A 26244-nucleotide genomic window follows, 5' to 3' on the forward strand; every position below is an offset into this window, starting at 1 on the left:
GCGGTGTCGGAGGGGGCCGGCACTCCGGTCCTCGGGTCCTCACCCGGTCCGTCAGCACGAACTAGGGGCGGGCGAGGAGTGCGCGCGCCGCCCCGTGAGGGTGAGAACGACGTGACCACCACCGAGCACCGCACCTATGTCCTGGACACCAGCGTCCTGCTGGCCGACCCCGGCGCGATCAAGCGCTTCGCCGAGCACGAGGTGGTGCTCCCGGTCGTGGTCATCACCGAGCTGGAGGGGAAGCGGCACCACCCCGAGCTCGGCTACTTCGCCCGCGGCGCGCTGCGCATGCTCGACGAGCTCCGCGTCGTCAACGGACGTCTCGACCAGCCGGTGCCGGTCGGGGAGGCCGGGGGCACCCTCCGCGTCGAGCTCAACCACACCGACCCCGGATCGCTGCCCTCCGGCTTCCGGCTGGGCGACAACGACACCCGGATCCTCTCGGTGGCCCGCAACCTGGCCGACGAGGGGCACCGGGTCACGCTGGTCTCCAAGGACCTCCCGCTGCGGATCAAGGCCTCCGCGGTCGGTCTGGACGCCGAGGAGTACCGGGCCGAGGGGGTCAGCGAGGCCGAGTCCGGCTACACCGGGATGGTCGAGATGGACGTCGCGGCCGCCGAGCTGGACCTGCTCTACGACGAGAGCGTCCTGGACCTCGACGAGGCGCGTCAGCTGCCCTGCCACACCGGCCTGGTGCTGCTCTCCGACCGCGGCACGGCGCTGGCCCGGGTGGGCGCCGACAAGCGGGTCCACCTGGTCCGCGGCGACCGGGAGGCGTTCGGGATCCACGGCCGCTCCGCCGAGCAGCGGATCGCCCTGGACCTGCTGCTCGACCCGGAGATCGGCATCGTCTCGCTCGGCGGACGGGCCGGCACCGGCAAGTCGGCGATGGCGCTCTGCGCCGGCCTCGAGGCCGTGCTGGAGCGGCGCCAGCACAAGAAGGTCGTGGTCTTCCGTCCGCTCTTCGCCGTCGGCGGGCAGGAGCTCGGCTACCTGCCCGGCTCGGAGTCGGAGAAGATGTCGCCCTGGGGGCAGGCGGTCTTCGACACGCTCAACGCCCTGGTCTCTCCCGACGTGGTCGAGGAGGTGCTCGACCGGGGGATGCTCGAGGTCCTGCCGCTGACCCACATCCGTGGCCGCTCCCTGCACGACGCCTTCGTCATCGTCGACGAGGCCCAGTCACTGGAGCGCAACGTGCTGCTCACCGTGCTGTCGCGGATCGGGGCGAACTCCAAGGTGGTGCTCACCCACGACGTGGCCCAGCGCGACAACCTGCGGGTGGGACGGCACGACGGCGTCGTCGCGGTGGTGGAGAAGCTCAAGGGGCACCCGCTGTTCGCGCACGTCACGCTCACCCGCTCGGAGCGCTCGCCGATCGCCGCGCTCGTCACCGAGATGCTGGAGGACGTCACCGTGTGACTCTCCTCCCAAGACTCCCCAAAAGTGGGGCTGTGGTTTGCCTGGGCGGGCGAGACCCTGCATGGTGACGCGTGGTCGCTCCGTGGTCCTTCACGGAGGTCAGCCGGCCACGAGTCACCCGCAGTGGCGGCCCCCGGGCCGCCTCCCCTGAGTCACCGAGAGTCGTTCCAGAGCCTGTGTCGAGCCCCGAGAAGCACGTCCCCAAGCACCGCGCCCCCGGCGCACACCGCCTGGAGCGGGAGCCGCGCCGGCTGCTGCGCCGGGCGGCGGTGATGACCGGGGTCGCCGCGGTGACGACCGGCGCGGCGGTCTCCACCGGGATCGTCTCCCAGGCCCCCGAGGGGCTGACCGCCGACACCGGGAGCACCGCGACGGCCGAGATCGCCGGCGAGCGGCTCGCCGACCGGGGCACCGTCTCCCGCTCGGACCGCCGCGCCAGCCGCGACCCGGTGAAGAAGGTCGCGCTCTCCACCTCGGCCGGTCTGGTCACCAAGCGCACCCAGAAGCTCGACGACTCCGACCCCCGCGACATCGCCCGGGCCTTGATGCCGGAGTTCGGCTTCTCGGTCTCCCAGTTCGGCTGCCTGGACTCCCTCTACGTCAGCGAGAGCAACTGGCGGGTGGACGCCGACAACCCCACCTCGTCGGCGTACGGCATCCCGCAGGCACTCACCCAGACGCACGACCTGCCGGCGGGCTACATGACCTCGGCCGAGGTGCAGATCCGCTGGGGCCTGGAGTACATCGCCGACCGCTACGGCACCCCCTGCGCCGCCTGGTCCTTCAAGGCCGCGAACAACTGGTACTGAGCCACACGCTCAGCGGGGCAGCAGCCGGGCCTTCTGCACCTTTCCCATCTCGTTGCGCGGCAGCGCGTCGACGAACCGGATCTCCCGGGGCCGCTTGTGGGCCGAGAGCTCCGCGCCGACGTACGCCGTGAGCTCGGCGGCCAGCGCGTCGGCGGCCCGGGGCGCGGCGCCCCGCGGGACGACGTACGCGACGATCCGTTGGCCCAGGTCCTCGTCGGGCTCGCCGACCACCGCGCACTCGGCGACGGCGAGGTGGCCCAGCAGGGTCGACTCGACCTCCCCGGCGCCGATCCGGTAGCCACCGGACTTGATCAGGTCGACTGACTCGCGGCCCACGATCCGGTGGGCGCCGTCGGGAGCGACCACCGCGACGTCGCCGGTCCGGAACCACCCGTCGGCCGTCCACGCCTCCGCGGTCGCCTCGGGCCGGTCGAGGTAGCTCTCGAACAGGGTCGCTCCGCGGACCTCGAGCCGGCCCACCGACTCCCCGTCGTGCGGCACCTCGGTGCCGTCCTCGCCGCGCAGCCGGGTCTCCACGCCGGTGACCGGGACGCCGACCCAGCCGGCGCGGCGCACGCCGTCGGCGCGGGTGGCCACGGTGATCAGTGTCTCGCTCATCCCGTAGCGCTCGACCACCTCGTGGCCGGTCAGCTCGCGAAGCCGGGAGAAGACCGGCACCGGGAGCGCCGCGCTGCCGGAGACCAGCAGCCGGGCGGTGCGCAGGGCCGCGGCGTGCTCGGGCTCCTCGGCCACCCGCGACCAGATCGTCGGCACGGCGAAGAACATCGTCGCCCCGTCGGCCGCTGCGGCGGCGTAGGAGGCGGGGGTGGCCCGGCCGACGTGCAGCAGGCCGGAGCCGACCCGCAGCGGGCCGAGGACCCCGAGCACCAGGCCGTGCACGTGGAAGAGCGGCAGCCCGTGCGCGAGCACGTCGTCGGGTGTCCAGGCCCAGGCGTCGGCGAGGGCGTCGAGGTCGGCCGCCACCGCGCGGCGGGAGAGGACCACGCCCTTGGGCAGCCCGGTGGTGCCCGAGGTGTAGAGGACGAAGGCGGTCCGGTCCGGGTCCACGTCGAGGGGTCGGTACGGCGCGCGGACGGCGAGGTCGACCGGCTGGACGGGCAGCGAGGTTCCCGCCGGCGCGGCTCCCAGCCACCGGCCGGGGCTGGAGTCCGAGAGCAGGTGGTCGAGCTCGGCGCGGCCGGAGTCCGGCGGCACGGGCACGACCTCGACGCCCGCGAGCAGGGCGCCGACGACGGCGACCACCGTCTCCATGGTCGGGGCGGCCAGGACGGCCACCCGCCGTTGCCCGGTCAGCCCGGCGGCGACGGCGGCCGCCGCCCCGAGCAGCGCGTCGGGAGCGAGCGTCGTCCCGGCCATGGTCACCGGACCGTGGCCGCGGCCCTCGGTCAGGGCGGTCGCGATCGTCTCCACGCACGCCATCATCGCCCCTGGCGCCGTGGCGTTGTCTGCCTGCCCGTGCCGCTGGTCCTGGTCCCGCTGGCGCGCGCCGAGTGGCCGTGGCCGGGCGCGGACGGTGGACCGACTCCTACGGGTGGGTCATCGACTCGAGGTCGAGCGCCGCGTCGAGCTGCTCCTCGGTGAGCTCGCCGCGCTCGACGAAGCCCATGGCGAGCACCGTCTCGCGGATGGTCGCACCGTCGGCCAGCGCCTTCTTGGCGACCTTGGCGGCCGACTCGTAGCCGATGTGCTTGTTGAGGGGGGTGACCACCGACGGCGACGACTCGGCGTAGCGGCGCATCCGCTCGGTGTCGGGGGTGATCCCCTCGACGCAGCGATGGGCCAGCACCCGGCTGGCGGCGCCCAGGATCCGGATCGACTCCAGCAGGTTGCGGGCGATCACCGGCATCATCACGTTGAGCTCGAAGTTCCCGGCGGCGCCGGCCCAGGCGACCGTCGCGTCGTTGCCGACCACCTGGGCGCAGACCATCAGGGTCGCTTCGGGGAGCACCGGGTTGACCTTGCCGGGCATGATGCTCGACCCGGGCTGGAGGTCGGGCAGCCGGATCTCGGCGAGCCCGGTGGTCGGGCCCGAGGACATCCAGCGCAGGTCGTTGCAGATTTTCGTCAGCCCCACCGCGTAGGTGCGCAGGACGCCGGAGAGCTCGACGAGCGAGTCGCGGCTGCCCTGGGCCTCGAAGTGGTTGCGCGCCTCGCTGAAGGGCTCGCCGGTCTCGTCGGAGAGGCTCGCGATCACCCGGGGCGCGAAGCCGGGCGGGGTGTTGATGCCGGTGCCGACCGCGGTCCCGCCCAGGGGGAGCTCGCGGACCCGGGGGAGCACCGACTCCAGGCGCTCGACCGCGTAGGCCACGGTGGCGGCGTACCCGCCGAACTCCTGGCCGAGCATCACCGGGGTGGCGTCCATCAGGTGGGTGCGCCCGGACTTCACCACGTGGGCGAACTCCTCCGCCTTGGCGGCCAGCGACCCGCCCAGCACTTCCAGAGCCGGGACGAGCTCGCGGCTCACGGCCAGCGAGGCGGCCACGTGGATCGCGGTGGGGAAGGTGTCGTTGGAGGACTGGCTGGCGTTGACGTGGTCGTTGGGGTGGACGCCCTCACCCGCCAGCGAGGCCAGGACCTCGTTGACGTTCATGTTGGTGCTGGTCCCCGACCCGGTCTGGAAGACGTCGATGGGGAAGTGGTCGTCGTGCTGCCCCGCGGCGACCTCGGCGGCGGCCTTGCGGATCGCCTCGGCGTGCGCCTCGTCCAGCACCCCCAGCTCGGCGTTGACGCCGGCTGCGGCCCTCTTGACCAGGGCCAGGGCGTGGACCAGGGCAGGCTCGACCGGGGTGCCGCTGATCGGGAAGTTCTCCACGGCGCGCTGGGTCTGGGCCCGCCACAGGGCGTCGCGAGGCACTTGGACCTCGCCCATGGAGTCGTGCTCGGTGCGGTAGTCGCTCATGCCGACGACCGTACCCACCGGCCCGCGGCGGCACCCGAGGTCACGAGGCCGGGCGGTGGGAGTGGTAGAGGTGGAACTGCTCGGGACGGTCCTGGAGGAGCACGTCGACGGCGCGGTGTCCGACGTCGCCGAAGGCCGCGGCCATCGCGTCGCTGAGCCCGGCGTCGGCGGAGGCCGACCAGATCACCAGCGCGCCGCCGGGGTTGAGCAGGTCGCGGCACCGGGCGAGGAACGGCTCGTCGTAGAGGCCGGCGTTGTCGTCGTGGACCAGGTACCGCGGCCCGTTGTCGACGTCGAGCAGGAGCAGATCGTGCCCTGTGCGTGCCTCCGCCACCGCCATCGCGATGTCGGCTACCACGATCTGGAGCCGCCGGTCCGCCAGCAGCGCCGGCCCGTGCGGCACCGTCCCGTCGCGCATCCACCCGACCAGCGGCTCCTCGATCTCCACCACCGAGAGCCGCTCGACGCGGGGGTCGGCCAGCACCCGCTGGGCGGTGAAGCCCAGGCCGAGACCGCCGACCACCACGTCGCGCGGGTCCGGCACCAGCTCGAGGGCCAGGGCGGCCATCTCGATCTCCGAGCTGGTCTCCAGGGTGTCCATCACGAAGACCCCGTTGACCCGCAGCTCGAGCACGTCGGGCGCCCCCGCACGGCTGCGGCGGCGCAGCACCACCTCGCCGCGCGGGGACTCGGCGCGGGCGACCTCGGTGTGCTGGACGGTGTCACTCATGTCCCTGCGGTTCCCCGCCGGAGGACCCGTCACACCTCGTGGCTGTCCATGTCAGGTGAAGGGGGCTACTGTCGACGTAGTCGTGCTCAAGTCACCGGGTGGCGATGGAGCATGAGTGATCGGGCGATGAGATGGACGCAAGCACCTTGGAGCACCCCATGGACGAGGACCAGGGGGGCCCAGAGCGCCGGCTCTCCGGCATCTCGGACCTCCTCCACCAGGGACTCTCCGCCACCGAGGCCGCCCTCCGGGTGCGGGTCGAGGAGCACGCCGAGGAGCCGCGGGTGCCGGTCGCCACGGTGGGCGACCAGGACGCGCTGTGGCGCGCCGCGGTGGGATTCGACGGCGCCGCCGTGACCCGGGCGCTGGACGAGGGCTTCGCCCTCGGCCCCTTCGAGCAGGTCGTGGACGGCTGGCTGCTGCCCTCCCTCCACCAGCTGGGCCTGGCGTGGGCCCGGGACGAGATCAGCGTCGCGGAGGAGCACTTCGCCTCCGCGAGCGTGCACCGGCGACTCGCGACCCTCTTCGACCAGGCGCCCCGCCACGTGCACGCGCCGCGCGTCCTGGTGGGCCTCGTGCCCGGCTCCCGGCACGAGCTGGGAGTGCTCGCCTTCGCGATCGCGCTGCGGCACGCGGGGATCGACGCGATCTACCTGGGCGGCGACGTGCCGGTGCAGGCCTGGGTCGACTCGGTGACGCGCCGTCCGCCCGCGGGCGTCGTGATCGCCGTCCCGTCCGCGGAGGACGTGGACGCGTGCCGACGCGTCGCGGAGACCCTGGCACGCGCGGTGCCCGGCCTCCCGGTCCTCGTCGGCGGCAGCTACCAGGGCCAGGTCTCCGAGCACGTGACCAAGCTCGGCCACCAGGTGATGCCCGCGGCCCAGCGGCTGGCCGCGGCGGTCAAGGCCAAGGTCTGACGGCTACGACCCGGCGCGCAGCAGCTCGTCGCCGAGGCCGGAGCGCAGGTAGAGCACCGACCGCCCGTGGCGGGCGGAGCTGAGCAGGCCCGCGTCGCGCATGGCACGCAGGTGCTGGTTGACCGCGCTGGCGGTGACGCCCAGGCGGACCGCGAGCTCGGTGGAGGAGGCAGGGGCGTCGAGCATGCGCAGCAGCTGGGCGCGGACCTCCCCGACCAGCCCCGCCAGGGCTCGGGGTGCCGCGGGCCGGTCGCTCTCCCACAGGGTGCCGGCTCCGCGCGCGCCGTAGACGATCAGCGGCGCCTCGGCGGCCGAGATCGGCGCCGTCGCGTGGCGGGTGAAGAGCGACGGGGCCAGGGTGAGCCCCTCCCCGTCGGTCGAGCGGCGGAACCCGCCCGCTGAGCTGATCTCGGCGCGCACCACGTCGTCGACGAGCCTGATCCTCGGCGAAAGCCCGGCAAACATCGCCGCCAGCCCGTCGCGCGCGATGGTGCGCCCCCGGAAGATGATGTCGGCCTCGAGCACCGCCCGCATCCGCGGCCACCAGGGCGCGAAGCACTCCGTCCAGTACGCCGTCAGAGCCCGGACGATCCGGCGCAGCACCTGGTCGGCCCGGCCGGCGAGGGCCGGCGGGCGGGTGGCCGGGTCGGGGTGCACCTCGGCGAGGTCCTCGCGGACCACGTCGAGAGGAGTCCGGGCCAGCGCCGCCAGCTCCTCGTCGAACCGGGTCAGCGGCGAGCGTGGTCGCGGGGTCAGGAAGTCCGGCGTCCAGAGATCGGTGTTGGTGAGCGCGAGCAGCATCTCGGTGTCCAGGCCCTCCCGCAGGTGGGCGGTCCGCTGCAACCAGGGCAGGTGGAGCGGGTAGCGGCCGGGATCGCGCCACAGGCGGAGCGAGAGCGCGAGCTCGTTCATCGGGGAGAGCGCGAACCGCACCGCGGCGTAGCCGGAGCCGGTCAGCTCGTACTCGATCGCCCAGACCATGAAGCAGGACGCTACATCGTTGGCGGACGCGGCCAGGACGTGGGAGAACAGGCGACGTGCTCGACCGCCTCCACCGCCTCTTCCTCCCCGCCGACCCCGTGCAGCGGGCGCTGACCTTCGCCACGATGGCCGGCGCGCTGGCCAACGGCCTCTTCTACAGTGTCAGCGCCCTCTACTTCACCCGGGTGATCGGCCTGGAGGTCACCACCGTGGGGCTGGGACTGACGATCGCCGGGTTCACCGGGGTGGTGGGCTCGTTCGTCGGCGGCCACGCCGCGGACCGGGTCGGCGCGGACCGGCTGCAGATCTGGGCCAACGCGGTGCACGGCGTCGCGATGCTGGCCTACGTGCTGGCCGACGGCCCGGTGAGCTTCACGCTCATCGCCTGCGTCGCGGTGGCCAGCCGGAGCCTGCAGGGCACGGCGAGGGCAACGGTGCAGGTGCGCTGGTTCGCCGGCCCGGACCGGGTCGGCATCCGGGCCCGGCTGCGGGTGATCACCAACCTCTTCATCGGCCTGGGCACCATCCTGGCCGCGGGCGCGCTGCTGGTCGGCACCGCCGTCGCCTACCAGGCGACCATGGTCGCCGTCGGACTGGTCGCCCTGCTCGCGACCGTGCCGCTGACCGGGCTGCGCCGCCGGGTGGAGGGATTCGGCGCCGTGATGGACCACCACCTGGTGCCGGACCGGACACGCGGCCCGTCACCGCTGCGCGACCGCACCTACGTCGCCTCGGTGGCGCTCAACTCGGTGATCGCCATGCACTTCGGCCTCACCAGCGTCGGCGTCCCGCTGTGGATCGCCACCCGCACCGACGCGCCGGACGTGATGATCTCGGTGCTGCTCGTCCTCAACACGGTCCTGGTGGCGCTCTTCCAGGTGCGGGCCTCGCGGGGCACCCACGACATCGGCACCGCAGGACGCGTCGTGCGACGGGGCAGCCTGCTGCTCGCGGTCGCCTGCCTGCTCTACGGCGCCGCCGGCAGTGCGGGCGTGGTGTGGGCGGTGGTGGCCCTGCTGGCCGCCGAGGTGGTCGGCTCCTTCGCCGAGGTCTGGTGCGAGGCCGGTGCCTGGGGCCTCGCCTTCGAGCTGGCCGATCCGGCCAGCGCCGGGGCCTACCAGGGCCTCTCGTCCACCGGCTACGCGGTGGCGACGATGGTGTCGCCGGCCCTCGTCACCGCGACCGCTGTCGACCACGGGATGCCCGGCTGGGTCCTGCTGGCGGTCCTCTTCGCCGCCGCCGGGACGGCGGTCGCCGCGGTGGCGCGTCTGGCCGCTGTTCAGCGCATCCAGCGCACCCAGGACGCGCTGCCGGCCTGAGCGCGCCGGTCGGACCGGCACTACTGGGCCGAGCGCACCCGGATCCCGGTCAGCGGCACGGTCACCGCACCCGAGGGGTCGGTGAAGAAGTCGTTGCCCTTGTCGTCGACCACGATGAACGCGGGGAAGTCCTCGACCTCGATCTTCCAGACCGCCTCCATCCCGAGCTCGGGGTACTCGATGACCTCCTGGGACTTGATGCAGTCCTGGGCGAGCCGGGCGGCGGGGCCGCCGATCGAGCCGAGGTAGAAGCCGCCGTGGGTGCCGCAGGCGTCGGTGACCTGCTTGGAGCGGTTGCCCTTGGCCAGCATCACCATGGAGCCCCCGGCGGCCTGGAACTGCTCGACGTAGGAGTCCATCCGGCCCGCGGTGGTCGGGCCGAAGGAGCCCGAGGCCATCCCTTCCGGGGTCTTGGCGGGGCCGGCGTAGTAGACGGGGTGGTTGCGCAGGTACTCCGGCATCGGCTCGCCGGCGTCGAGCCGCTCCTTGATCTTGGCGTGCGCGATGTCGCGGGCCACCACCAGCGGGCCGGTCAGGGAGAGCCGGGTCTTGACCGGGTGCTTGGAGAGCTCGGCCAGGATCTCGGCCATCGGCCGGTTCAGGTCGATCTTGACGACCTCGCCGCCCGCGATCTCCTCGGCCATCCCGGCGTCGGGCATGTACTGGGCCGGGTCCATCTCGAGCTGCTCGAGGAAGACGCCGTCCGGGGTGATCTTGCCCAGCGCCTGACGGTCGGCGGAGCAGGAGACCGCGATGGCCACGGGGCAGGAGGCGCCGTGCCGCGGCAGCCGGACCACCCGCACGTCGTGGCAGAAGTACTTGCCGCCGAACTGGGCGCCGATGCCGAACTCCTGGGTGAGCTTGAAGACCTGCTCCTCCAGCTCGAGGTCGCGGAAGCCGTGCGCGGCCATGGACCCTTCGGTCGGCAGGTTGTCCAGGTAGTGCGCCGAGGCGTACTTGGCGGTCTTCATCGCGAACTCCGCGCTGGTGCCGCCGATCACGATGGCCAGGTGGTACGGCGGGCAGGCGGCGGTGCCGAGCGAGCGGATCTTCTCGTCCAGGAACTCCAGCATCCGCTTGGGGTTGAGGACGGCCTTGGTCTCCTGGAACAGGAACGACTTGTTGGCCGAGCCGCCGCCCTTGGCCATGAAGAGGAACTTGTACTCCGGCCGCCCGCTGGTCTGCGGGGTGGAGTAGATCTCGATCTGGGCCGGCAGGTTGGTGCCGGTGTTCTTCTCCTCGTAGGTCGTCAGCGGGGCCAGCTGGGAGTAGCGCAGGTTGAGCTTGGTGTAGGCGTCGTAGACGCCCCGGCTGATCGCCTCACCGTCGTCGATGCCGGTCAGCACACCCTCGGTCTTCTTGCCCATCACGATCGCGGTGCCGGTGTCCTGGCACATCGGCAGCACGCCGCCGGCGGAGATGTTGACGTTCTTGAGCAGGTCCAGCGCCACGAAGCGGTCGTTGCCGCTGGCCTCGGGGTCGTCGATGATCTTGCGCAGCTGCGCCAGGTGGGCCGGGCGCAGGTAGTGGCTGATGTCGTGCATCGCCTCGGCGGTGAGCCGCTGGATCGCCTCCGGCTCGACCTTCATGAACGTCTGCAGCTGGCCGTCCTGGGTGGCGACCTCGAAGGTGGAGACGCCCTCGGTGGTGATCAGCCGGTACGGCGTCTCGTCGCGCCCGGTGGGCAGCAGGTCGGAGTAGCGGAACTCCGGGCCGGCCGCGGCGGCGGGGGCGGCAGGGGTGGCGGGCGAGGGGATGCTCGGAGTGCTCACGGACGGTGAGGTTACCTCCGGGCGCGCCCCTGCCCGGTCACCGGCTCAGACCTCGTCGCGCGGCCCGGAGCCGAGCACCTGCGCCACCACGTCCGCGAGGAACGTCGGCACGGGGTCGAGCAGGGCCGGGTCCGCCGCCTTCGGGTCGAGGCCGTATCCGCGGGGGGAGGTCACCGTCGCCTCGATCACGAGCACGCCCGGTTGGGCCGGATCGTCCAGCGCGAGGGCCCAGCCCTGTGCGGGCAGGCCGGTGTTCTCGGCGGGGGCGTACTCCAGGGCGGGGTGCCCGGCCACCTCGGTCTCGTCGGCGCCGAAGGAGTAGATGTCCTCGAGCGTGGACCAGGAGGCGGCGGCGGTCAGGTGGAGCGCGTGGTCGGGCTCGCCGAAGAAGCACGCCGGCCGCGCCGGGCCCTCCCGGTCGTTGCGGTGCAGCCGGCTGTCCCGCGAGAGCACGCCGGTGCCGGCCACCAGGTCCTCGCCGAAGTGCTCCCGCACCAGCGGGAGGAGGGCCGCGCAGGTCACCCGCGGGTCCGACCCGGCCGCGCGCACGAGGTCGGCCGGGTCCGGCGGCACCTCCGCGTCGCTCGCGGGCGCGCAGCCGCGCTCCTCGGCGGCGAGGACGTGCACGCACGCCCCGACCGCGGCGAGGTCGGAGTCCTCGGCCGGGCCGGAGAGGGTCGCCGGGTCGGGGCCGTCGGCGGAGTAGAGAAGTGTCTCGCCGGTCAGGTCGGGGAGGTCGGGCGCACCTTCTCCGAAGGCGGTCAGCATCGCGGTGGCCGCCGCGCGGGACGCCTCGCAGCTGGCGGTGGCGACCCGCAGTCGCAGCGTGTCGGCGCCGATGGGGAGCGGGGCGGGCAGCGGCGCCACGGCGACGTCGATGACGCACTCGTCGGGTCCACGGGCCTCGACCGCGGCCCGGCCCTCGACCTCCAGCTCCTTCTCGAGCACGACGGCCCCCGCGACCCCGGCCGGCACCTCCGGGTCCCGGGCGACCAGCTCGGTGCCGGCGACGTGGCTGAGGGCGACGCCGAGGATGCGGCCCGACAGGCCGCCGCCTCCCGGGCCCTGCACCGAGCACTCGCCCGACCGCTCGCCGGGAGCCTCGAAGATGGAATGGACCAGGCGCTCGTCCTCCCTCAGGTCGCCGTGTGCGGCGAGCACCCACTCGCAGGCCGGGACGGAGGCGGGGGAGGCGGGGGCCGTCATCGTCTCCGGCTCCCACTGCAGGAGGTACGCCACCCCGGTCGCCAGCTCGTCGAGGTCTGCGCAGGCGTCGCCGCGGGCGGAGACCCGCACCGCCAGCTGCTGGCTCACGGGCAGGTAGTAGCCGCAGGGGGAACCCGGGATGAAGGCGTAGGCCACCGCCCCCGCCAGGAAGCCCCGGGCGCGGTGGCGGCGCGCGTCCTGGGGGAGTGGGACGCCGAGCAGCACGTCCACCCTCCCGGACGCACCGCCCAGCTCGCACCAGCTCGGGGAGTGAGCCCGCGCCGGGCGCGGGGCTCCCGCCGCGAGGGCGAGGGCGCACGGGTCGAGGGCGGCCAGACGGCGGTCGACCGCGGCCCGGTCGCGGTCGGGGTTGACCACGGCCGCCGGGACGGCCCGCTCGGGCGAGGCCGCCGCGTCGTCGCCGGGAGCATCGTCGAGCAGGGAGCACCCGGCCGTCAGCGCGAGGACGAGCACGAGGAACGGCACGGACGCGGCGCGGCGCAGGGACATGCCGGACACCCTTCCCCGGGGGGGCACGGCGCAAACCGGGGCGACTCTTTCCCGCCTTCGCCCACCAGGGACCGGCTCAGCCGAGCAGGTCGCCGACCGCGTCCTCGACGAACGCAGGCACGGGTCGCATCCGCGACCGGTCCACGGGTGCCCCCCGCCCCAGGCCGTGGTCGCGGTCGGGGGTGAGCAGCACGTCGATCCACAGCACCCCGGGCTGGTCCGGCTCGCCGAGAGCGACCGCCCAGCTCCGTCCCGGTCGGTCCCCCATCCTGCGGTCCACCGCCAGGGCGGCGCGACCGACCACCTCGGTCTCCCTCCCCACGGGCGCGAGGTCCTCCAGGGGCGTCGCGACGATGCCCGCCGACACGTGCAGCGAGTGGGTCGGCTCGCCGAGGAAGCAGGCGGGGGTGGAGTCGTCCGGCTGGGGGGTCCACAGAGAGACTCCGGAGGCCGCGTCCAGCACGCCGGTCCCGGCCACGACGCGCGGATCGAGCTGATCGAGCGCGTGCGGGAGCAGGGCGGCGCAGAGGACCGCCGGGTCCGCCTGCGCGGCCCGCAGCCGGGCGGCTGGCTCCTCGGGCACCTGCACCTCGTCCGGCAGCGGCGCGCACCCGCGCTGCACGGCCTCCACGATCTCGGTGCAGGTCCCGACGGCCGCGAGGTCGGACTCGCCTCGCGGGTACAGCACGGGACCGTCCGTCAGCAGGTCCGGAGGCAGCTTTGCGTCTGCCTCGGTGAGCATCTTCGCCGCGGCCCGGCGCGCGCCGGGGCAGTCGGGCGCCAGCACGCGCAGACGCAGGATGTCGGCGGTGCCCGAGGGCACCTGGGGTGCCACCGGGGAGACGGCGACGCTCAGCGTGCAGCCCTCCCCCCAGCCGCCCTCCCGGTCGTCGACCGTGGCGACGTGGCCCGCCACCGTGACGGGCCGCACCGGCGGCGACGGCACCACGAGGTCCGCCCGGGTCCCGTAGTCGAGGGAGACGCCGAGCAGGAGGACGCCGAGGACCGTCGGATCGGCGCCGCCGCGCACGGAGCACTCGCCGCTGCCTCCGTTCGAGCCGAACAGGTAGGGCTCGAGGGACTCGCCGTCGGCGAGCTCGCCGTGGCCGTGCAGGACCCACTCGCAGGCGGGCACCAGGGCCGCGGAGGGCTCGGCCAGCGCCGCCTCCGGATCCCGGGTGAGCAACTGGGCCACTGCTCGCGCGGTGCGGCGAGTCTGGGCGCAGGAGCTGTTGAACGAGCTCACCTCGATCGCCCGCTCCTGGTCGACCGGGAGCTGCCAACCGCAGTACATGCTCACCGGGGTGGTGTGGTAGGCCACCACCCCGCCGAGGACGTCCCGGGTCCGGTAGTAGCGGTCGTCCTGGGAGAGCGTCGTCCCGATCTCGAGATCAACGACCCGACCCCGCTCGTCCGAGACCCGGCACCACCCGGGCGCCACCGCCAGCGCGTCCGTCTCGCCCGGCCACCCGGACCGGCCGAGCGTGCACGGGTCGAGCGCCGCCAGCCGCCGGGCCACGGCGTCGGGGTCCCGGTCCGGCACGGTCGCCGCCTCGCGGACCACCGGCTGGACCGGCTGGGCCTCGACCTCGCCGCCGTCGGAGGTCCAGCAGCCGGCCAGCAGGAGCAGGGGAACGGCGAGGAGGGGGAGGCGACGCGAGGACATGCCCGCCACCCTCCCCGCCTCGGAGCCCCCCAAAACGCGGCCCGGGCGAGGCCGTGGATCGGTCTAGCCCGGTCGCCCCGCCGGAGGTCGGCGGCGCCGAGGGGGCGTCGCCGCGCTAGATTGCACCTAGGTTTCACCGTCACAGCCCTGGAGGTCTGAGTGAAGTTCCGCCGTTCCCTCGTCTCGATCGCGGCCCTCGCGACGATGGCGTCCCTCGCCGCGTGCGCTGCGCCCGAGTCCGACTCCGACAACGCCGACAGCGACGCCGCCAAGGCCACCTCCGTCGAGGACTTCGGCGACTTCGACGGTCTCGTCGAGGCCGCGCAGGAGGAGGGCGAGCTCAACGTCATCGCGCTGCCCCCGGACTGGGCCAACTACGGCGAGATGATCTCCACCTTCGAGGAGAAGTACGACATCAAGGTCAACTCCGCGCAGCCCGATGCGGCCAGCCAGGACGAGATCAACGCGGCCAACGACCTCAAGGGGAGCACGCGCGCCCCCGACGTCTTCGACCTCGGGCAGTCGGTCGCGCTCGCCAACGTCGACATGTACGCGCCCTACAAGGTGCAGACCTGGGACGACATTCCCGAGCAGTTCAAGGCCGCGGACGGCGAGTGGGTCAACGACTACGGCGGCTTCATGTCCATCGGCTACGACTCCTCGGCCGTGCCGGAGATCAAGACCCTCGACGACCTGCTGAAGCCCGAGTTCAAGGGCAAGGTCGCGCTCAACGGCGACCCGACGCAGGCCGGCGCCGCGTTCTCGGGCGTGGTGATGGCCTCCATCGCCAACGGCGGCTCGGTCGAGGACATCAAGCCCGGCGTCGACTGGTTCGCCAAGCTGAAGAAGGCCGGCAACTTCATCCCGGTCGACCCGACCCCGGCCACGATCGAGTCCGGCCAGACCCCGGTGGTCATCGACTGGGACTACAACAACGCCGCGATCACCAACGACATCGACACCTGGGAGGTGGTGGTCCCCGCCGAGGCGCCGATCGCCGGCTACTACTTCCAGGCGATCAACGCCGACGCCCCGCACCCGGCGGCCGCACGCCTGTGGCAGGAGTTCCTCTACAGCGACGAGGGGCAGAACATCTGGCTCGCCGGCGGCGCCCGGCCGATCCGCGCCGACGCGATGGTCGAGGCCGGCACCATCGACGAGGAGCTCTGGGCCAACCTGCCCGAGGTGAGCGGCGACCCGGTCGTGCCCACCGACAAGGAGTCCGAGCAGATGGCGGCCTACCTGGCCGACAACTGGGCCAAGGCCGTCGGCTGACGGTGAGCACCCACGTCTCCACCTCGACGGGTCGGCGCTTCGGCGTCGGCCCGTCGGTGGGTCTGCTGCCGTTCCTGGTCTTCGTCACCGCGTTCCTGGTCGTCCCCACGATCACCGTGGTCGTCGGCGCCTTCCAGGACACCGACGGCGGCTTCTCCACCGAGAAGATCGAGGCGCTGGGCGGCGAGACCGCCCTGCGTGCGCTGTGGCAGAGCGTGGTGCTCTCCGCCTCCTCCGCTGCCATCGGCGCGGTGCTGGGCGCGGTGCTCACCTACCTGGTGGTCAGCTCGCCGCCCGCCTCGTTGGTGCGCCGGGTGGTGACCTCGATCTGCAGCGTGCTCGCCCAGTTCGGCGGGGTCACGCTGGCCTTCGCGTGGATGGCGACGCTGGGCTTCGGGGGCCTGCTCACCAATCTGCTGGCCGACGTCTTCGGGATGGACGCGACCGGCTCCGGCTGGCTCTACGACCTGCCCGGGCTGATCCTGGTCTACACCTACTTCCAGATCCCGCTGATGGTGATCGTCTTCCTCCCCGCCATGGAGGGACTGCGCCCGCAGTGGCGCGAGGCGGCCGTCAACCTCGGCGCCAACACCCGGCAGTACTGGACCCAGGTGGGCTTCCCGCTGCTGCTCCCGGCCTTCCTGGGCTCGGCGCTGCTGCTCTTCGCCAACGCGTTCGCCGCCTACGCGACCGCGGCCGCCCTGGTCAGCCAGGGCGCCCCGATCACCCCGCTGCTGATCCGCTCCGCGCTGACCAGCGAGGTGGTCCTGGGCCAGGCCAACTTCGCCTTCGCCCTGGCGCTCCAGATGATCCTGGTGGTGGTGGTCGTGATGATCGGCTACGCGCTGCTGCTGCGTCGTACCTCGAGGTGGCTCAAGTGACGGCCGGGCGCGTGGCCGGCCGCGTGGTGCGCGGCCTGCTGATCGCGGCCTTCGCGACGTTCTTCCTGCTGCCCCTGGTGGCGCTGCTCGACTTCAGCACCAAGGTGCGCGGCGGCGGCCGCTCGGGCGAGGCGTGGCGCGGCCTGCTCGACGACCCGACGATGTCCCAGGCCATCGTGACCAGCCTGGTGCTCGCCGCGCTGACCGTGGTCGGCATGGTCGTGCTGCTGGTCCCGACGATGGTCTGGGTGCGCCTGCGGGTGCCCCGCGCCTCCCGGCTGGTGGAGTTCCTCTGCCTGCTGCCGCTGACCATCCCGGCGCTGGTGATCGTGGTCGGCAGCTCCAACGTCTACAGCTGGCTGCGCTACGTCTTCGGCGAGACCTCGCTGGTGCTGGCCTTCTCCTACGTCGTGCTGGTGCTGCCCTACGCCTACCGCGCGATCGACGCCTCGCTCGCCGCCCTCGACGTGAGCACCCTCTCCGAGGCCGCCCGCTCGCTGGGCGCCGGGTGGTGGACGGTGATCGTCCGGGTGGTGCTGCCCAACATCTGGCCCGGCGTGCTGGGTGCCGCGTTCATCTCGATCGCGCTGGTGCTGGGCGAGTACACCTTCGCCTCGCTCCTCAACTACGAGACCCTGCCGGTCGCGATCGTGCTGCTGGGCAAGAGCGACGCCCAGACCTCGATGGCGGCCGCGCTCGCCTCGATCCTCTTCGCAGCGGTCCTGCTGCTGCTCCTCTCCCTCTTCGACCGCGGTCGACGCACCATGTCCGGAGGCAAGTGATGTCCCAGGTGACCCAGGCCACCTCCAGCGCCACCCCCCAGAGCGGCCTGGCCGTCGAGCTGTCGGGGCTGCACCGCCACTACGGCGACGTGCGGGCCCTGGACGGCCTCGACCTGCGCATCGAGCCGGGTGAGATGGTCGTGCTGCTCGGTCCCTCGGGCTGCGGCAAGACGACCGCGCTGCGGATCCTGGCCGGACTGGAGGCTCAGGACTCCGGCACCGTCACCGTCGGCGGGCGCGACGTCAGCCGGGTACCGGCCAACAAGCGGGACATGGGGATGGTCTTCCAGGCCTACAGCCTCTTCCCGCACCTGACCGTCCTGGAGAACGTGGCCTTCGGCCTCAAGATGCGCGGCCGCGGGCGCAAGGAGCGGCGGGACCGGGCCGGCGACATGCTCGACCTGGTGGGCCTGGGCCAGCACAAGGCGCGCTACGCCCACCAGCTCTCCGGTGGTCAGCAGCAGCGGGTGGCGCTGGCCCGCGCCCTTGCCGTGGAGCCCTCGGTGCTGCTGCTCGACGAGCCGCTCTCGGCGCTGGACGCCAAGGTCCGGGTGCAGCTGCGCGACGAGATCCGCAAGGTCCAGCTCGACGTCGGCACCACCACCCTCTTCGTCACCCACGACCAGGAGGAGGCGCTCGCGGTGGCCGACCGGGTCGGGGTGATGAACGCCGGCCGTCTCGAGCAGCTGGCCCCGCCGGCCGAGCTCTACTCCGCGCCCGCGACGGCCTTCGTCGGGGAGTTCGTGGGGCTCTCCAACCGGGTGCCGGCGACCGTCGAGTCGGGCCACGCCAACGTGCTGGGTCAGCGGGTGCCGGTGCTCGACGGATCGGCCACGGGCCAGGGCCTGGCGCTGGTGCGCCCCGAGTCGCTGGAGCTGACCGCCGATCCGGAGGGGAGCGCCACCGTGGTCTCGGTGGGCTTCCTCGGGCCGGTCTCGCGGGTCCACGTCGCCCTGCCCGACGGGCCCGAGCTGGTCGCCCAGCTCGCCAGCTCGGAGGCCTCCGGGCTGCGCCCGGGCGACCGCGTCGCGCTGGGCGTGAATCCGGCGCCGGTGCTGGTCGTCGGCGCCTGAGGGCGCACCGGCCGCCGGGCGCGGCCGCCGGCCGGCCGCGGTCACCACTCTGGACACCTGCTCGGGACCTTGGCTATCGTCGCTGACGTCCACCACGGGAGCCTGCGGCAGCGGGCTGAGAGGGAGCTGAGCCGCTCCGACCGTAGAACCTGATCCGGGTCATGCCGGCGAAGGAAGCGTCAGGAGTCCAGGTGTTGCTGCCCCGTCTGTTCTGCCTCGTGTCCGCCAGGGACGACCTCTCCCTGCTTCCCGACCTCGCCGCGGCCGGCGTCGACGGCTTCCAGGTGCGAGAGAAGACCGGCACCGACCGGGAGGTCCTCGACCTGACCCGGACGGTGGTGGGCGCGGTGCGCCCGGCGGGTGCCCGGGTGGTCGTCGACGACCGGCTCGACGTCGCCCTCGCGGCCGGGGCCGACGGCGTCCACCTCGGTGCCGACGACCTGCCCGTGGCCGCCGCCCGCCGGGTCGCCCCCGACCTGCTCGTGGGTGCCACCTGCCGCAGCCGCGACGACGTGCTGCGGGCCGCGGCCGCGGGGGCGTCCTACGCCGGCTTCGGGCCGGTCTGGTCGAGCTCGAGCAAGAGCGGCATCCCCGACCCGCTCGGGGCCTTCGCACTCACCTGGGCGACGGGCGTGCTGCCGCTGGTCGCCATCGGCGGGGTGGACGCCGGGCGCGCGGCCCGGGCGCGCGGGGCGGGGGCGCACGGGGTCGCGGTGATCGCCGGGATCTGGGCCTCGCGGGATCCGGTGGCGGCGGCCAAGGAGCTGGTGGCGGCCCTCGCGTGAGCCTGCGGGTGCGAGTCCTCGGGGCCGGGATCATCGGGCTCGCCTGCGCCGAGGAGCTGGCGAACCGCGGTCACCGGGTCACGGTGCAGGACCCGGTGCCGGGGAGCGGAGCGTCCTGGGCGGCCGCCGGGATGCTCTGCCCGGCGGGGGAGACCTGGCACGGGGAGACCGACCTGCTCACGGCCGGGCGCCGGTCGGCGCGGCTCTGGCCGGGGCTGGCCGGCCGGCTGGGGCTGAGGCTGCAGACGGCCGGCACGCTGCTGGTGGGCCACGACGCCGGGGACCTCCAGGAGCTCGCCCGGCAGGCCGGGCTGCTCGAGGCCCTCGGGGAGCCGGTGGAGGAGCTGGACCGGGTGGCGCTCCGGGCCGCCGAGCCCTGCCTGGGCCGCAGCGCCGGAGGGTTCCGGCTGCCCGCCGACCTCGCCGTCGACCCGCGGGCCGTCATGGCCGCCCTGCGGCGGCGGCTCGGCGAGGCGCTGGTCCCCGGCGAGTGGCACCTCGACCGGGAGCCCGCCCCCGGACCCGACCACGACGCGGTCGTGGTGGCGACCGGGTCGCGGCTGCCGACGCCGTTCGCCGGGCTGGTCCGCGGGGTGCGCGGCGAGGTGCTGCGGGTGCGCAGCGCGGACCCGCCGCGTCACGTGGTGCGCGGCCTGGTGCGCGGGCGGGCGGTCTACCTGGTGCCGCGCCCGGACGGCGAGGTGGTGGTCGGCGCGACCGCCGAGGAGCACGACACCGGCCCGGAGGTGACCGCGGGCGGGGTGCACGGCCTGCTCGACGCGGGCCGCGCACTCCTTCCGGCGCTCGACCGGGCGACCTGGCTGGAGGCGGTGGCCCGGGACCGTCCCGGCACCCGCGACAACCGGCCGCTGGTCGGCCCCACCCCCCTGCCGGGGGTGTTGCTGGCCGCCGGCCACCACCGTCACGGCGTGCTGCTGGCCCCGCTGACCGCGCGCCTGGTCGCCGACCACCTGGAGTCGGGGACCGTCCATCCGCCCTGGGACCCGCGCCGGCGGCCCGCGGCGACACCGCACCCGAGGAGGAGCCCATGAGGATCGTGGTCAACGGACGACCGATCGAGGTGCCCGAGGAGGACCTCGCCACCCTGCTGCGCCACCGCAGGGTGCCCGAGACCGGGTGCGCGGTCGCCGTCAACGGAGTGGTGGTGCCGCGGGGGGCCCGGGTCGGGCACGCCCTGCGGCCCGGCGACGTCGTCGAGGTGGTGCAGGCGGTGCAGGGCGGATGAGCGCCGCCGAGGACCCGTTGCTGATCGCGGGGGAGACCCTCGCCTCCCGGCTGCTGCTCGGCACCGGCGGGCTGCCGCGCCTCTCCCTGCTCCCGGAGGTGCTGCGCGCCGCCGACCCTGGCCTGGTCACCGTGAGCATGCGCCGGACGCCGGGCACGGGTGCGGATGGCCTGCTCGGGACGCTGCGCGCTCACGGCGTCCGGCTGCTCCCCAACACCGCCGGCTGCACCAGCGCCCGGGAGGCGGTGTTCACCGCCGAGCTGGCCCGCGACGCGCTGGAGACCGACTGGGTCAAGCTCGAGGTGATCGGCGACGAGGAGTCGCTGCTGCCGGACGCCGTGGAGCTGCTCGACGCCGCCGAGCAGCTGGTGGCCCGCGGCTTCACCGTGCTGCCCTACGCGCCGCCCGACCCGGTGCTGGCCCGCCGGCTGGCCGACGCCGGGTGCGCGGCGGTGATGCCGCTGGGCTCGCCCATCGGCTCGGGCCGCGGGGTGCTCGACCCGTGGTCGCTGGAGGCGGTGGTGGCCGCGGTCGCCGTCCCGGTCGTCCTCGACGCCGGGATCGGCACCGCCTCCGACGCCGCTCTCGCCATGGAGCTGGGCTGTGCCGCGGTGCTCGCGGCCTCCGCGGTGACCCGGGCCGCGGACCCGCCGGCGATGGCGCGGGCGCTGCGGCTCGCGGTCGAGGCGGGGCGGACGGCTCGGGGTGCCGGCCGGATCCCGCGCCGGTCGGTGGCCCGGGCGTCCAGCCCGGTGGCGGGGCGGGTCGGATGAGCCCCCGCCCCCCGGCGCGACCCCCGCGGGTGGTGCTGCTCACTGACCGCGCCCAGCTGGCGCCGGGCCGTGGGCTGCTGGCGACCGTGACTGCCTGCCACGCCGCCGGGCTCCGCGCCGTGGTGGTGCGCGAGCCCGACCTGCCGGCCGCGCGACGGCGGGCCCTGGTCGCGGCGCTCGCCGCCCTGCCGGGGCTGCGGGTCGTCTCCTCGCGGCTGCCCGACCCGGCCGCCCACGCGATGCACCTGGCGGCGGGCCAGCCGGTCCCGGCCGGGACGCCGTGCTGGGGCCGCTCCTGCCACTCCCGCGCGGAGGTGGCGGAGGCGACGGCCGACGGAGCCGGGTGGGTGACGCTCTCGCCGTACGACGTCACGCGGAGCAAGCCCGGCTACGGTCCGGCGCTCCCGGCCACCGCCTTCGCCGGCCACCGGCTGCCCGTCCTCGCGCTCGGCGGGGTCGGCCCCGGGGTGGCCGCCGCCGCCCTGACGGCCGGCGCCCACGGGGTCGCGGTGATGGGCGCGGTGATGCGGGCCGCCGACCCTGCCGAGGTGGTCACCCGGCTGCTGGCCGAGGTGGGGGAGTGACGCCGCCGGTGGTGCTGACGATCGCCGGCACGGACTCGGGCGGGGCCGCGGGCCTCGCGGCCGACCTCGCCACGTTCGGCCACCTCGGCACCCACGGCGCGTGCGTGGTCACCGCGGTCACCGCCCAGGACACGCTCGGCGTGCACGCCGTCCATCCCGTCCCGTGGGAGGTGGTGGCCGCGCAGCTCGACGCCGTGCTCGGCGACCTGCCGGTGGCCGCGGTCAAGACGGGGATGCTGGGCAGCGCCGAGGTGGTCCGGCTGGTGGCCGACCGGGTCGGGGGAGCCGGCGTCCCCCTGGTGGTCGACCCGGTGCTGGTGGCCACCAGCGGGGCGGTGCTGGGGGACGCGGGGGTGGTCGCTGCCTACCGCGAGCACCTGCTGGGGCTGGCCACGGTGGCCACCCCCAACCCCGAGGAGGCGGCCGCGCTGGCCGGCTGCCCGGGCACCCAGCGGGAGCTGGCCGCCCTGCTCTCCGGGCGCGGTCACCCGGTCCTGGTCACCGGTGGCGCGAGCGGGTGCGACCTGCTGGCCCTGCCCGGCCGCGAGCCGGTGGAGGTCGCCCACCCGAGCGTGGAGACGCGCAACGACCACGGCACCGGGTGCACCCACAGCAGCGCCCTGGCCGCGCACCTCGCCCACGGCGTGCCGCTGCCCGAGGCGGCGGCGCGCGCCGCGGCGTACACCGCCGGGCGGCTGGTCGTCGGCCGCGACTGGCGGCTGGGCCGCGGCCGGGGGCCGGTCGCCCACACCGCACCTTGTGCCTCGCGCCGCGACGAGCGGTGAGTCTCGCCTACGCTGCGACCATGGCGATCCGGCTCGTGGCCACCGACCTCGACGGCACCCTGCTGCGCGACGACCTGAGCATCAGCCCGCGCACCCGGGCCGCCCTCGACGCGGCGCGTGCCGCGGGCGTCCACGTGGTGCCGGTGACCGCGCGGCAGCCGATCGGGGTCCGCCGCATCGCCGAGCAGGCCGGCTTCGACGGCTGGGCGGTCTGCAGCAACGGCAGCCTGGGCGTCCACCTGGGCACCGGCGAGCGCCTGTTCGAGAGCCACCTGGAGGTCGAGGTGCAGCGCAGGCTCGTCGAGGCGCTGGCCGAGGCGGTGCCGGGGGTGCTCTGCTGCGGCGTGCGCGAGGGCGGCGAGCTCTTCGTCGCCCAGGAGGGGTACGCCGCGATCGCGACCTTCGAGGACCACAAGCGCGACGTCGCCACGATGGGCGGCCACCCGGTCGCCGACGTGCTGGCCGCGCCCAGCCTCAAGCTGATCGTGCGGCACCCCGAGCTCGCCGTCGAGGAGCTGGCCGAGCGGCTCGAGGCCCTCGGTCTCGGCGGGTTCGCCACCACGCGCTCGGGGGCGCCGTTCCTCGAGGTGATGGCGCAGGGGGTGAGCAAGGCGTGGGGTCTGGCCCGGCTCTGCGAGGAGCTCGGCGTCGAGGCCGGCGAGGTGCTGGCCTTCGGGGACGCCCTCAACGACGTCGAGATGCTCACCTGGGCGGGCCACGGCGTGGCGGTCGGCAACGCGTTCCCGGCCGTCCGGGCGGCGGCCGACCGGGTGACGGCGAGCAACCAGGACGACGGGGTGGCCCTGGTTCTGGAGGAGATCGCCGGCTCGGCCGCAGGTGCTCGCTAGGCTGACGCCCATGGACCAGCCCGACCCCTCCCGCCTGCGCATCTCGGACCAGGACCGGCACCGGGTCGCGGAGGCCCTCCGCGAGGCCGCGGCCGAGGGCCGTCTCGACCTCGACGAGCTGGACGAGCGCCTGGAGGCCGCCTACGGCGCCAAGGTGTACGCCGACCTGGTGCCGTTGACCGCGGACCTCCCCGGCGCCACCCCGACGAGCCTGCAGCCGTTCGGGCAGACGCTGCCCGTGCCCCGGCCGACGCCCGGCCTGCCCGCCACCGTGAGCCACCACAGCTCGGTGGCCATCCTCTCCGGTGTCGACCGCAAGGGCGTGTGGCAGATCGGGTCGACCCACACCGCCTTCTCGATGATGGGGGCGGTCCTGCTCGACCTGCGCGAGGCCCGCTTCAGCGCCACCGAGACGATCATCAACGCCAACACGGTGATGGGCTCGGTCGACATCTACGTCAACGCCGGCACCCACGTGGTGGTGGAGGGCTTCGGGGTGATGGGCGCCTTCGAGCAGGCCCGCGACAAGGTCCCGGCCGACCTGCGCCCCGACTCCCCGGTGGTCCGGGTCAAGGGCGTCGCCCTGATGGGCGCGGTGACGGTGACCCGCAAGCGGATGCCGGGGGAGCCGGGCAAGGTCAAGAAGATGCTGGGGCACTGACCGGCCCTGACCGGCCCCTGACCGGCCCCTGACCGGCCACTGGGCCCGCGGGCACAGAAGAGGGCCTCACGATCCGCCTACCCGGCGGCAGCTCGTGAGGCCCTCCGTGACCGCGGGCTGTGCGTAACCTCCCGCGGGGTCCGGTCGGGGCGTACCCCGGCCGGACCGGACTCATGCCGGCCCGGTGTCGCCCCCTGCCTCGCTGGCCGCGTGGATCTCGTCGCCCTCGGCGGCCAGCTCCTCGGCCTTGGCCTGGTCCTGCGGGTCCTCCCGCTCGGGGATGCGCCCGGCGTGGGCCTCGTCGACGGTGAGGTTCTCGCCGGTGGCGGGGTCGAAGAGGTGCATCCGGGAGGTGTCCACCCAGATCTCCGCCTCGTCGCCCTCGGCGATCCGGCTGGCGCCGTCCAGGGAGATCACCAGCTGGGTGCGCAGGGACTCGCCGTCGAGGTCCTGCTCCAGCTGGGAGAGCTGCTTCTGGACCTCCGGCGGCGCCTCGAACGGGATGTAGGCGTAGGCCTCGTTGCCCAGCCACTCCACCACGTCGACCTTGGTCCGGAAGGTGGAGCCGGACGCCTTCTTGGAGGGGTCGACGACCGAGGCGTCCTCGAAGTGCTCGGGGCGGATGCCGGCGATCAGCAGTCCCCGGCCCTTGGCCTTCTCGGCCTTCTCGGGCGAGATCTCCACCGAGCCGAACGGCAGCTTGACCGTGGTGCCGTCGACCTCCGCGGGGAGCATGTTCATCGGCGGCGAGCCGATGAAGCCGGCCACGAAGAGGTTGCCCGGGTTCTCGTAGAGCTCGCGCGGGGTGGCGAGCTGCTGGAGGATGCCGCGTTTGAGCACCGCGACCCGGTCGCCCAGGGTCATCGCCTCGGTCTGGTCGTGGGTGACGTAGACGGTGGTGATCCCCAGACGCTTCTGGAGCCGGGAGATCTCGGTGCGCATCTGCCCGCGCAGCTTGGCGTCGAGGTTGGACAGCGGCTCGTCGAAGAGGAAGGCGTCGGCGTCGCGGACGATCGCCCGGCCCATGGCGACCCGCTGCCGCTGGCCGCCCGAGAGGTTGCCGGGCTTGCGGTCCAGGTGCTCGTCGAGCTCGAGGGTCTTCGACGCGTTACGCACCTTGCGGTCGACCTCGTCGTCCTTCTCCCCGGCCAGCCGGAGCGGGAAGGCGATGTTCTCGTAGACGGTCAGGTGCGGGTAGAGGGCGTAGTTCTGGAAGACCATCGCGAGGTTGCGGTCGCGCGGCGCCAGGTCGTTGACCCGGCGGTCCCCGATCATCATGTCGCCGGAGGTGATGTCCTCCAGACCGACGATCATCCGGAGCAGCGTCGACTTGCCGCAGCCCGACGGCCCCACGAGGATCATGAACTCCCCGTCCTGCACGTCGATGCTGACGTTGTTGACGGCCGGGAAGCCGTCGCCGTAGCGCTTGACGATGTTCTTCATGGTGATGGCGGCCATGGGATCAACCCTTCACTGCGCCGGAGGTGAGGCCGGCGACGATCTTGCGCTGGAACAGCAGGACGATGACGATGATCGGGATCGTGGAGACCACGGCTCCCGCGGCCAGCAGCGAGGCCGGCCGGTTGAACGGGTCGTTGCCGACGAAGAACGACAGTGCGGCGGGGATCGGCCGCGCGGCCTCGGTGGAGGTCAGCGAGATGCCGAAGACGAAGTCGTTCCAGGCGAAGAAGAACGTCAGGATCGCCGCGGTGAAGACACCGGGGGCGGCGAGCGGGACGATCACCTTGCGGAACGCCTGCCAGGAGGTCGCCCCGTCGACCTGGGCGGCCTGCTCCATCTCCCACGGGATCTCCCGGAAGAAGGCCGACAGGGTCCAGATCGCCAGCGGCAGCGTGAACGACATGTAGGGGATGATCAGGCCGAGCCAGGTGTCGTAGATGCCGAAGGTGCGCCACATGTCGAAGAGGGGGCCGACCAGTGCCACCACCGGGAACATCGCGATGACCAGGGCGGTGGTGAGCACGAACTTCTTGCCCTTGAACTCCAGCCGGGCGATGGCGTAGGCGGCCAGCGTGGCGATGATCACCGAGAGCAGGGTGGCGATCAGCGAGATCCCGATGGAGTTGATGATCGCGCGCCGGAACTGCTCGTCGGCGAGCACGTCGGCGTAGTTCTGCCAGCCGGCGCCGCCACCCTCCTTGGGGAGGAAACCCGGGCTGCCGGTGGTGATCGCCTCCTGCGACTTGAAGGAGAGCGAGATGATCCACGCGACCGGGAGCAGGCACCAGACGAGGATGAGGATGGCGCCGACCACGACGCCGATGCGGTTCCTGGTGTTCAT

General features: G+C 73.8%; 25 protein-coding genes and 1 riboswitch. Of the genes, 16 read left to right on the forward strand and 9 right to left on the reverse strand.

Annotation, left to right across the window (positions count from 1 at the left end):
- Positions 1 to 111: 111 nt before the first annotated feature.
- Together phoH2 and AC4BG9_RS14180 are read left to right on the forward strand one after the other, a co-directional pair.
- On the forward strand, positions 112 to 1419 hold the full coding sequence (gene phoH2, locus AC4BG9_RS14175; RefSeq protein WP_490571756.1) for an RNA 5'-3' helicase PhoH2: 1308 nt from the start codon (positions 112 to 114) through the stop codon (positions 1417 to 1419).
- A gap of 176 nt (positions 1420 to 1595) precedes the next feature.
- Positions 1596 to 2228: an aggregation-promoting factor C-terminal-like domain-containing protein gene (locus AC4BG9_RS14180; protein ID WP_490571757.1), complete on the forward strand. Its 633-nt coding sequence runs from the start codon at positions 1596 to 1598 to the stop codon at positions 2226 to 2228.
- A 9-nt stretch (positions 2229 to 2237) separates the two neighbouring features.
- Here AC4BG9_RS14180 and AC4BG9_RS14185 read toward each other — a convergent pair whose 3' ends face one another.
- The 3 genes from AC4BG9_RS14185 to AC4BG9_RS14195 form a co-directional block, all read right to left on the reverse strand.
- A complete protein-coding gene (locus tag AC4BG9_RS14185) occupies positions 2238 to 3659 on the reverse strand; it encodes an acyl-CoA synthetase (RefSeq protein WP_490571758.1) in 1422 nt (473 codons plus the stop codon).
- A gap of 115 nt (positions 3660 to 3774) precedes the next feature.
- Positions 3775 to 5148, reverse strand: a complete 1374-nt coding sequence (locus AC4BG9_RS14190; protein WP_490571759.1) for a class II fumarate hydratase — start codon at positions 5146 to 5148, stop codon at positions 3775 to 3777.
- Positions 5149 to 5188: 40 nt separating this feature from the next.
- Positions 5189 to 5878 (reverse strand): spermidine synthase, encoded by a 690-nt coding sequence (locus AC4BG9_RS14195; protein ID WP_490571760.1) that lies wholly within the window; start codon positions 5876 to 5878, stop codon positions 5189 to 5191.
- 158 nt (positions 5879 to 6036) lie between these two features.
- On the opposite strand from AC4BG9_RS14195, the gene AC4BG9_RS14200 reads away from it, so the two are divergent.
- Positions 6037 to 6795: a cobalamin B12-binding domain-containing protein gene (locus AC4BG9_RS14200; RefSeq protein ID WP_490571761.1), complete on the forward strand. Its 759-nt coding sequence runs from the start codon at positions 6037 to 6039 to the stop codon at positions 6793 to 6795.
- A gap of 3 nt (positions 6796 to 6798) precedes the next feature.
- On the opposite strand, the gene AC4BG9_RS14205 is transcribed toward AC4BG9_RS14200, so the two are convergent.
- The gene (locus AC4BG9_RS14205; protein WP_490571762.1) at positions 6799 to 7776 is read right to left on the reverse strand and encodes an ArsR/SmtB family transcription factor; all 978 of its coding nucleotides are present in this window, start codon (positions 7774 to 7776) and stop codon (positions 6799 to 6801) included.
- Positions 7777 to 7832: 56 nt separating this feature from the next.
- Between AC4BG9_RS14205 and AC4BG9_RS14210 the strand changes: the two genes are divergently transcribed.
- Positions 7833 to 9095 carry an MFS transporter gene (locus AC4BG9_RS14210; RefSeq protein WP_490571763.1) on the forward strand — a complete coding sequence of 421 codons (1263 nt, stop codon included), beginning with the start codon at positions 7833 to 7835 and terminating at the stop codon, positions 9093 to 9095.
- Positions 9096 to 9115: 20 nt separating this feature from the next.
- Here the strand turns inward: AC4BG9_RS14210 and AC4BG9_RS14215 are convergent, their stop codons facing one another.
- From AC4BG9_RS14215 to AC4BG9_RS14225, 3 genes are all read right to left on the reverse strand, one after another.
- Complete coding sequence (locus AC4BG9_RS14215; RefSeq protein WP_490571895.1) at positions 9116 to 10852, reverse strand: fumarate hydratase; 1737 nt, start codon at positions 10850 to 10852, stop codon at positions 9116 to 9118.
- A 60-nt stretch (positions 10853 to 10912) separates the two neighbouring features.
- On the reverse strand, positions 10913 to 12583 hold the full coding sequence (locus tag AC4BG9_RS14220; protein WP_490571764.1) for a hypothetical protein: 1671 nt from the start codon (positions 12581 to 12583) through the stop codon (positions 10913 to 10915).
- 76 nt (positions 12584 to 12659) lie between these two features.
- Positions 12660 to 14249, reverse strand: coding sequence for a hypothetical protein (locus AC4BG9_RS14225; RefSeq protein WP_490571765.1), 1590 nt, complete (start codon positions 14247 to 14249; stop codon positions 12660 to 12662).
- Between the two features lie 159 nt (positions 14250 to 14408).
- Between AC4BG9_RS14225 and AC4BG9_RS14230 the strand changes: the two genes are divergently transcribed.
- The 12 genes from AC4BG9_RS14230 (at position 14409) to AC4BG9_RS14285 (ending at position 23942) form a co-directional block, all read left to right on the forward strand.
- Positions 14409 to 15524: an ABC transporter substrate-binding protein gene (locus AC4BG9_RS14230; RefSeq protein ID WP_490571766.1), complete on the forward strand. Its 1116-nt coding sequence runs from the start codon at positions 14409 to 14411 to the stop codon at positions 15522 to 15524.
- A 2-nt stretch (positions 15525 to 15526) separates the two neighbouring features.
- Positions 15527 to 16405, forward strand: a complete 879-nt coding sequence (locus AC4BG9_RS14235) for an ABC transporter permease (RefSeq protein WP_490571767.1) — start codon at positions 15527 to 15529, stop codon at positions 16403 to 16405.
- Positions 16402 to 17187 carry an ABC transporter permease gene (locus AC4BG9_RS14240; RefSeq protein WP_490571768.1) on the forward strand — a complete coding sequence of 262 codons (786 nt, stop codon included), beginning with the start codon at positions 16402 to 16404 and terminating at the stop codon, positions 17185 to 17187. The genes AC4BG9_RS14235 and AC4BG9_RS14240 overlap by 4 nt, the downstream gene beginning before the upstream one ends.
- Entirely contained in the window at positions 17187 to 18260 is a 1074-nt protein-coding gene (locus tag AC4BG9_RS14245; RefSeq protein WP_490571769.1) for an ABC transporter ATP-binding protein, read from the forward strand. Before AC4BG9_RS14240 ends, AC4BG9_RS14245 begins: the two co-directional genes overlap by 1 nt.
- 84 nt (positions 18261 to 18344) lie before the next feature.
- A riboswitch (TPP riboswitch) is annotated at positions 18345 to 18454 on the forward strand.
- Positions 18452 to 19045: a thiamine phosphate synthase gene (locus AC4BG9_RS14250; RefSeq protein WP_490571770.1), complete on the forward strand. Its 594-nt coding sequence runs from the start codon at positions 18452 to 18454 to the stop codon at positions 19043 to 19045. It overlaps the preceding riboswitch by 3 nt.
- Positions 19042 to 20097: a glycine oxidase ThiO gene (gene thiO, locus AC4BG9_RS14255; protein ID WP_490571771.1), complete on the forward strand. Its 1056-nt coding sequence runs from the start codon at positions 19042 to 19044 to the stop codon at positions 20095 to 20097. Before AC4BG9_RS14250 ends, thiO begins: the two co-directional genes overlap by 4 nt.
- Positions 20094 to 20291, forward strand: coding sequence for a sulfur carrier protein ThiS (thiS, locus tag AC4BG9_RS14260; protein ID WP_490571772.1), 198 nt, complete (start codon positions 20094 to 20096; stop codon positions 20289 to 20291). Before thiO ends, thiS begins: the two co-directional genes overlap by 4 nt.
- The gene (locus AC4BG9_RS14265) at positions 20288 to 21064 is read left to right on the forward strand and encodes a thiazole synthase (RefSeq protein ID WP_490571773.1); all 777 of its coding nucleotides are present in this window, start codon (positions 20288 to 20290) and stop codon (positions 21062 to 21064) included. The genes thiS and AC4BG9_RS14265 overlap by 4 nt, the downstream gene beginning before the upstream one ends.
- The gene (locus tag AC4BG9_RS14270; RefSeq protein WP_490571774.1) at positions 21061 to 21648 is read left to right on the forward strand and encodes a thiamine phosphate synthase; all 588 of its coding nucleotides are present in this window, start codon (positions 21061 to 21063) and stop codon (positions 21646 to 21648) included. The genes AC4BG9_RS14265 and AC4BG9_RS14270 overlap by 4 nt, the downstream gene beginning before the upstream one ends.
- Positions 21645 to 22433: a bifunctional hydroxymethylpyrimidine kinase/phosphomethylpyrimidine kinase gene (gene thiD / locus AC4BG9_RS14275; RefSeq protein WP_490571775.1), complete on the forward strand. Its 789-nt coding sequence runs from the start codon at positions 21645 to 21647 to the stop codon at positions 22431 to 22433. The genes AC4BG9_RS14270 and thiD overlap by 4 nt, the downstream gene beginning before the upstream one ends.
- Positions 22434 to 22453: 20 nt before the next feature.
- Entirely contained in the window at positions 22454 to 23281 is an 828-nt protein-coding gene (locus AC4BG9_RS14280; RefSeq protein ID WP_490571776.1) for a Cof-type HAD-IIB family hydrolase, read from the forward strand.
- Between the two features lie 10 nt (positions 23282 to 23291).
- A complete protein-coding gene (locus tag AC4BG9_RS14285) occupies positions 23292 to 23942 on the forward strand; it encodes a DUF1707 SHOCT-like domain-containing protein (RefSeq protein WP_490571777.1) in 651 nt (216 codons plus the stop codon).
- A gap of 171 nt (positions 23943 to 24113) precedes the next feature.
- Here AC4BG9_RS14285 and AC4BG9_RS14290 read toward each other — a convergent pair whose 3' ends face one another.
- Together AC4BG9_RS14290 and AC4BG9_RS14295 are read right to left on the reverse strand one after the other, a co-directional pair.
- Complete coding sequence (locus AC4BG9_RS14290) at positions 24114 to 25400, reverse strand: ABC transporter ATP-binding protein (protein WP_490571778.1); 1287 nt, start codon at positions 25398 to 25400, stop codon at positions 24114 to 24116.
- 4 nt (positions 25401 to 25404) lie between these two features.
- Positions 25405 to 26244, reverse strand: a complete 840-nt coding sequence (locus AC4BG9_RS14295) for a carbohydrate ABC transporter permease (RefSeq protein ID WP_490571779.1) — start codon at positions 26242 to 26244, stop codon at positions 25405 to 25407.

This window comes from Nocardioides sp. Z40_12, assembly GCF_058215795.1.

What these genes read in the sequence shown, in the direction of transcription:
- AC4BG9_RS14280 (WP_490571776.1), top strand. Translation starts at nt 22,454, where the DNA reads ATGGCGATCCGGCTCGTGGCCACCGACCTCGACGGCACCCTGCTGCGC.
- AC4BG9_RS14205 (WP_490571762.1), bottom strand. Translation starts at nt 7,776, where the DNA reads ATGGTCTGGGCGATCGAGTACGAGCTGACCGGCTCCGGCTACGCCGCG.
- AC4BG9_RS14285 (WP_490571777.1), top strand. Translation starts at nt 23,292, where the DNA reads ATGGACCAGCCCGACCCCTCCCGCCTGCGCATCTCGGACCAGGACCGG.
- AC4BG9_RS14200 (WP_490571761.1), top strand. Translation starts at nt 6,037, where the DNA reads ATGGACGAGGACCAGGGGGGCCCAGAGCGCCGGCTCTCCGGCATCTCG.
- AC4BG9_RS14220 (WP_490571764.1), bottom strand. Translation starts at nt 12,583, where the DNA reads ATGTCCCTGCGCCGCGCCGCGTCCGTGCCGTTCCTCGTGCTCGTCCTC.
- AC4BG9_RS14195 (WP_490571760.1), bottom strand. Translation starts at nt 5,878, where the DNA reads ATGAGTGACACCGTCCAGCACACCGAGGTCGCCCGCGCCGAGTCCCCG.
- AC4BG9_RS14295 (WP_490571779.1), bottom strand. Translation starts at nt 26,244, where the DNA reads ATGAACACCAGGAACCGCATCGGCGTCGTGGTCGGCGCCATCCTCATC.
- thiS (WP_490571772.1), top strand. Translation starts at nt 20,094, where the DNA reads ATGAGGATCGTGGTCAACGGACGACCGATCGAGGTGCCCGAGGAGGAC.
- AC4BG9_RS14290 (WP_490571778.1), bottom strand. Translation starts at nt 25,400, where the DNA reads ATGGCCGCCATCACCATGAAGAACATCGTCAAGCGCTACGGCGACGGC.
- AC4BG9_RS14245 (WP_490571769.1), top strand. Translation starts at nt 17,187, where the DNA reads ATGTCCCAGGTGACCCAGGCCACCTCCAGCGCCACCCCCCAGAGCGGC.
- AC4BG9_RS14225 (WP_490571765.1), bottom strand. Translation starts at nt 14,249, where the DNA reads ATGTCCTCGCGTCGCCTCCCCCTCCTCGCCGTTCCCCTGCTCCTGCTG.
- AC4BG9_RS14270 (WP_490571774.1), top strand. Translation starts at nt 21,061, where the DNA reads ATGAGCCCCCGCCCCCCGGCGCGACCCCCGCGGGTGGTGCTGCTCACT.
- AC4BG9_RS14190 (WP_490571759.1), bottom strand. Translation starts at nt 5,148, where the DNA reads ATGAGCGACTACCGCACCGAGCACGACTCCATGGGCGAGGTCCAAGTG.
- AC4BG9_RS14265 (WP_490571773.1), top strand. Translation starts at nt 20,288, where the DNA reads ATGAGCGCCGCCGAGGACCCGTTGCTGATCGCGGGGGAGACCCTCGCC.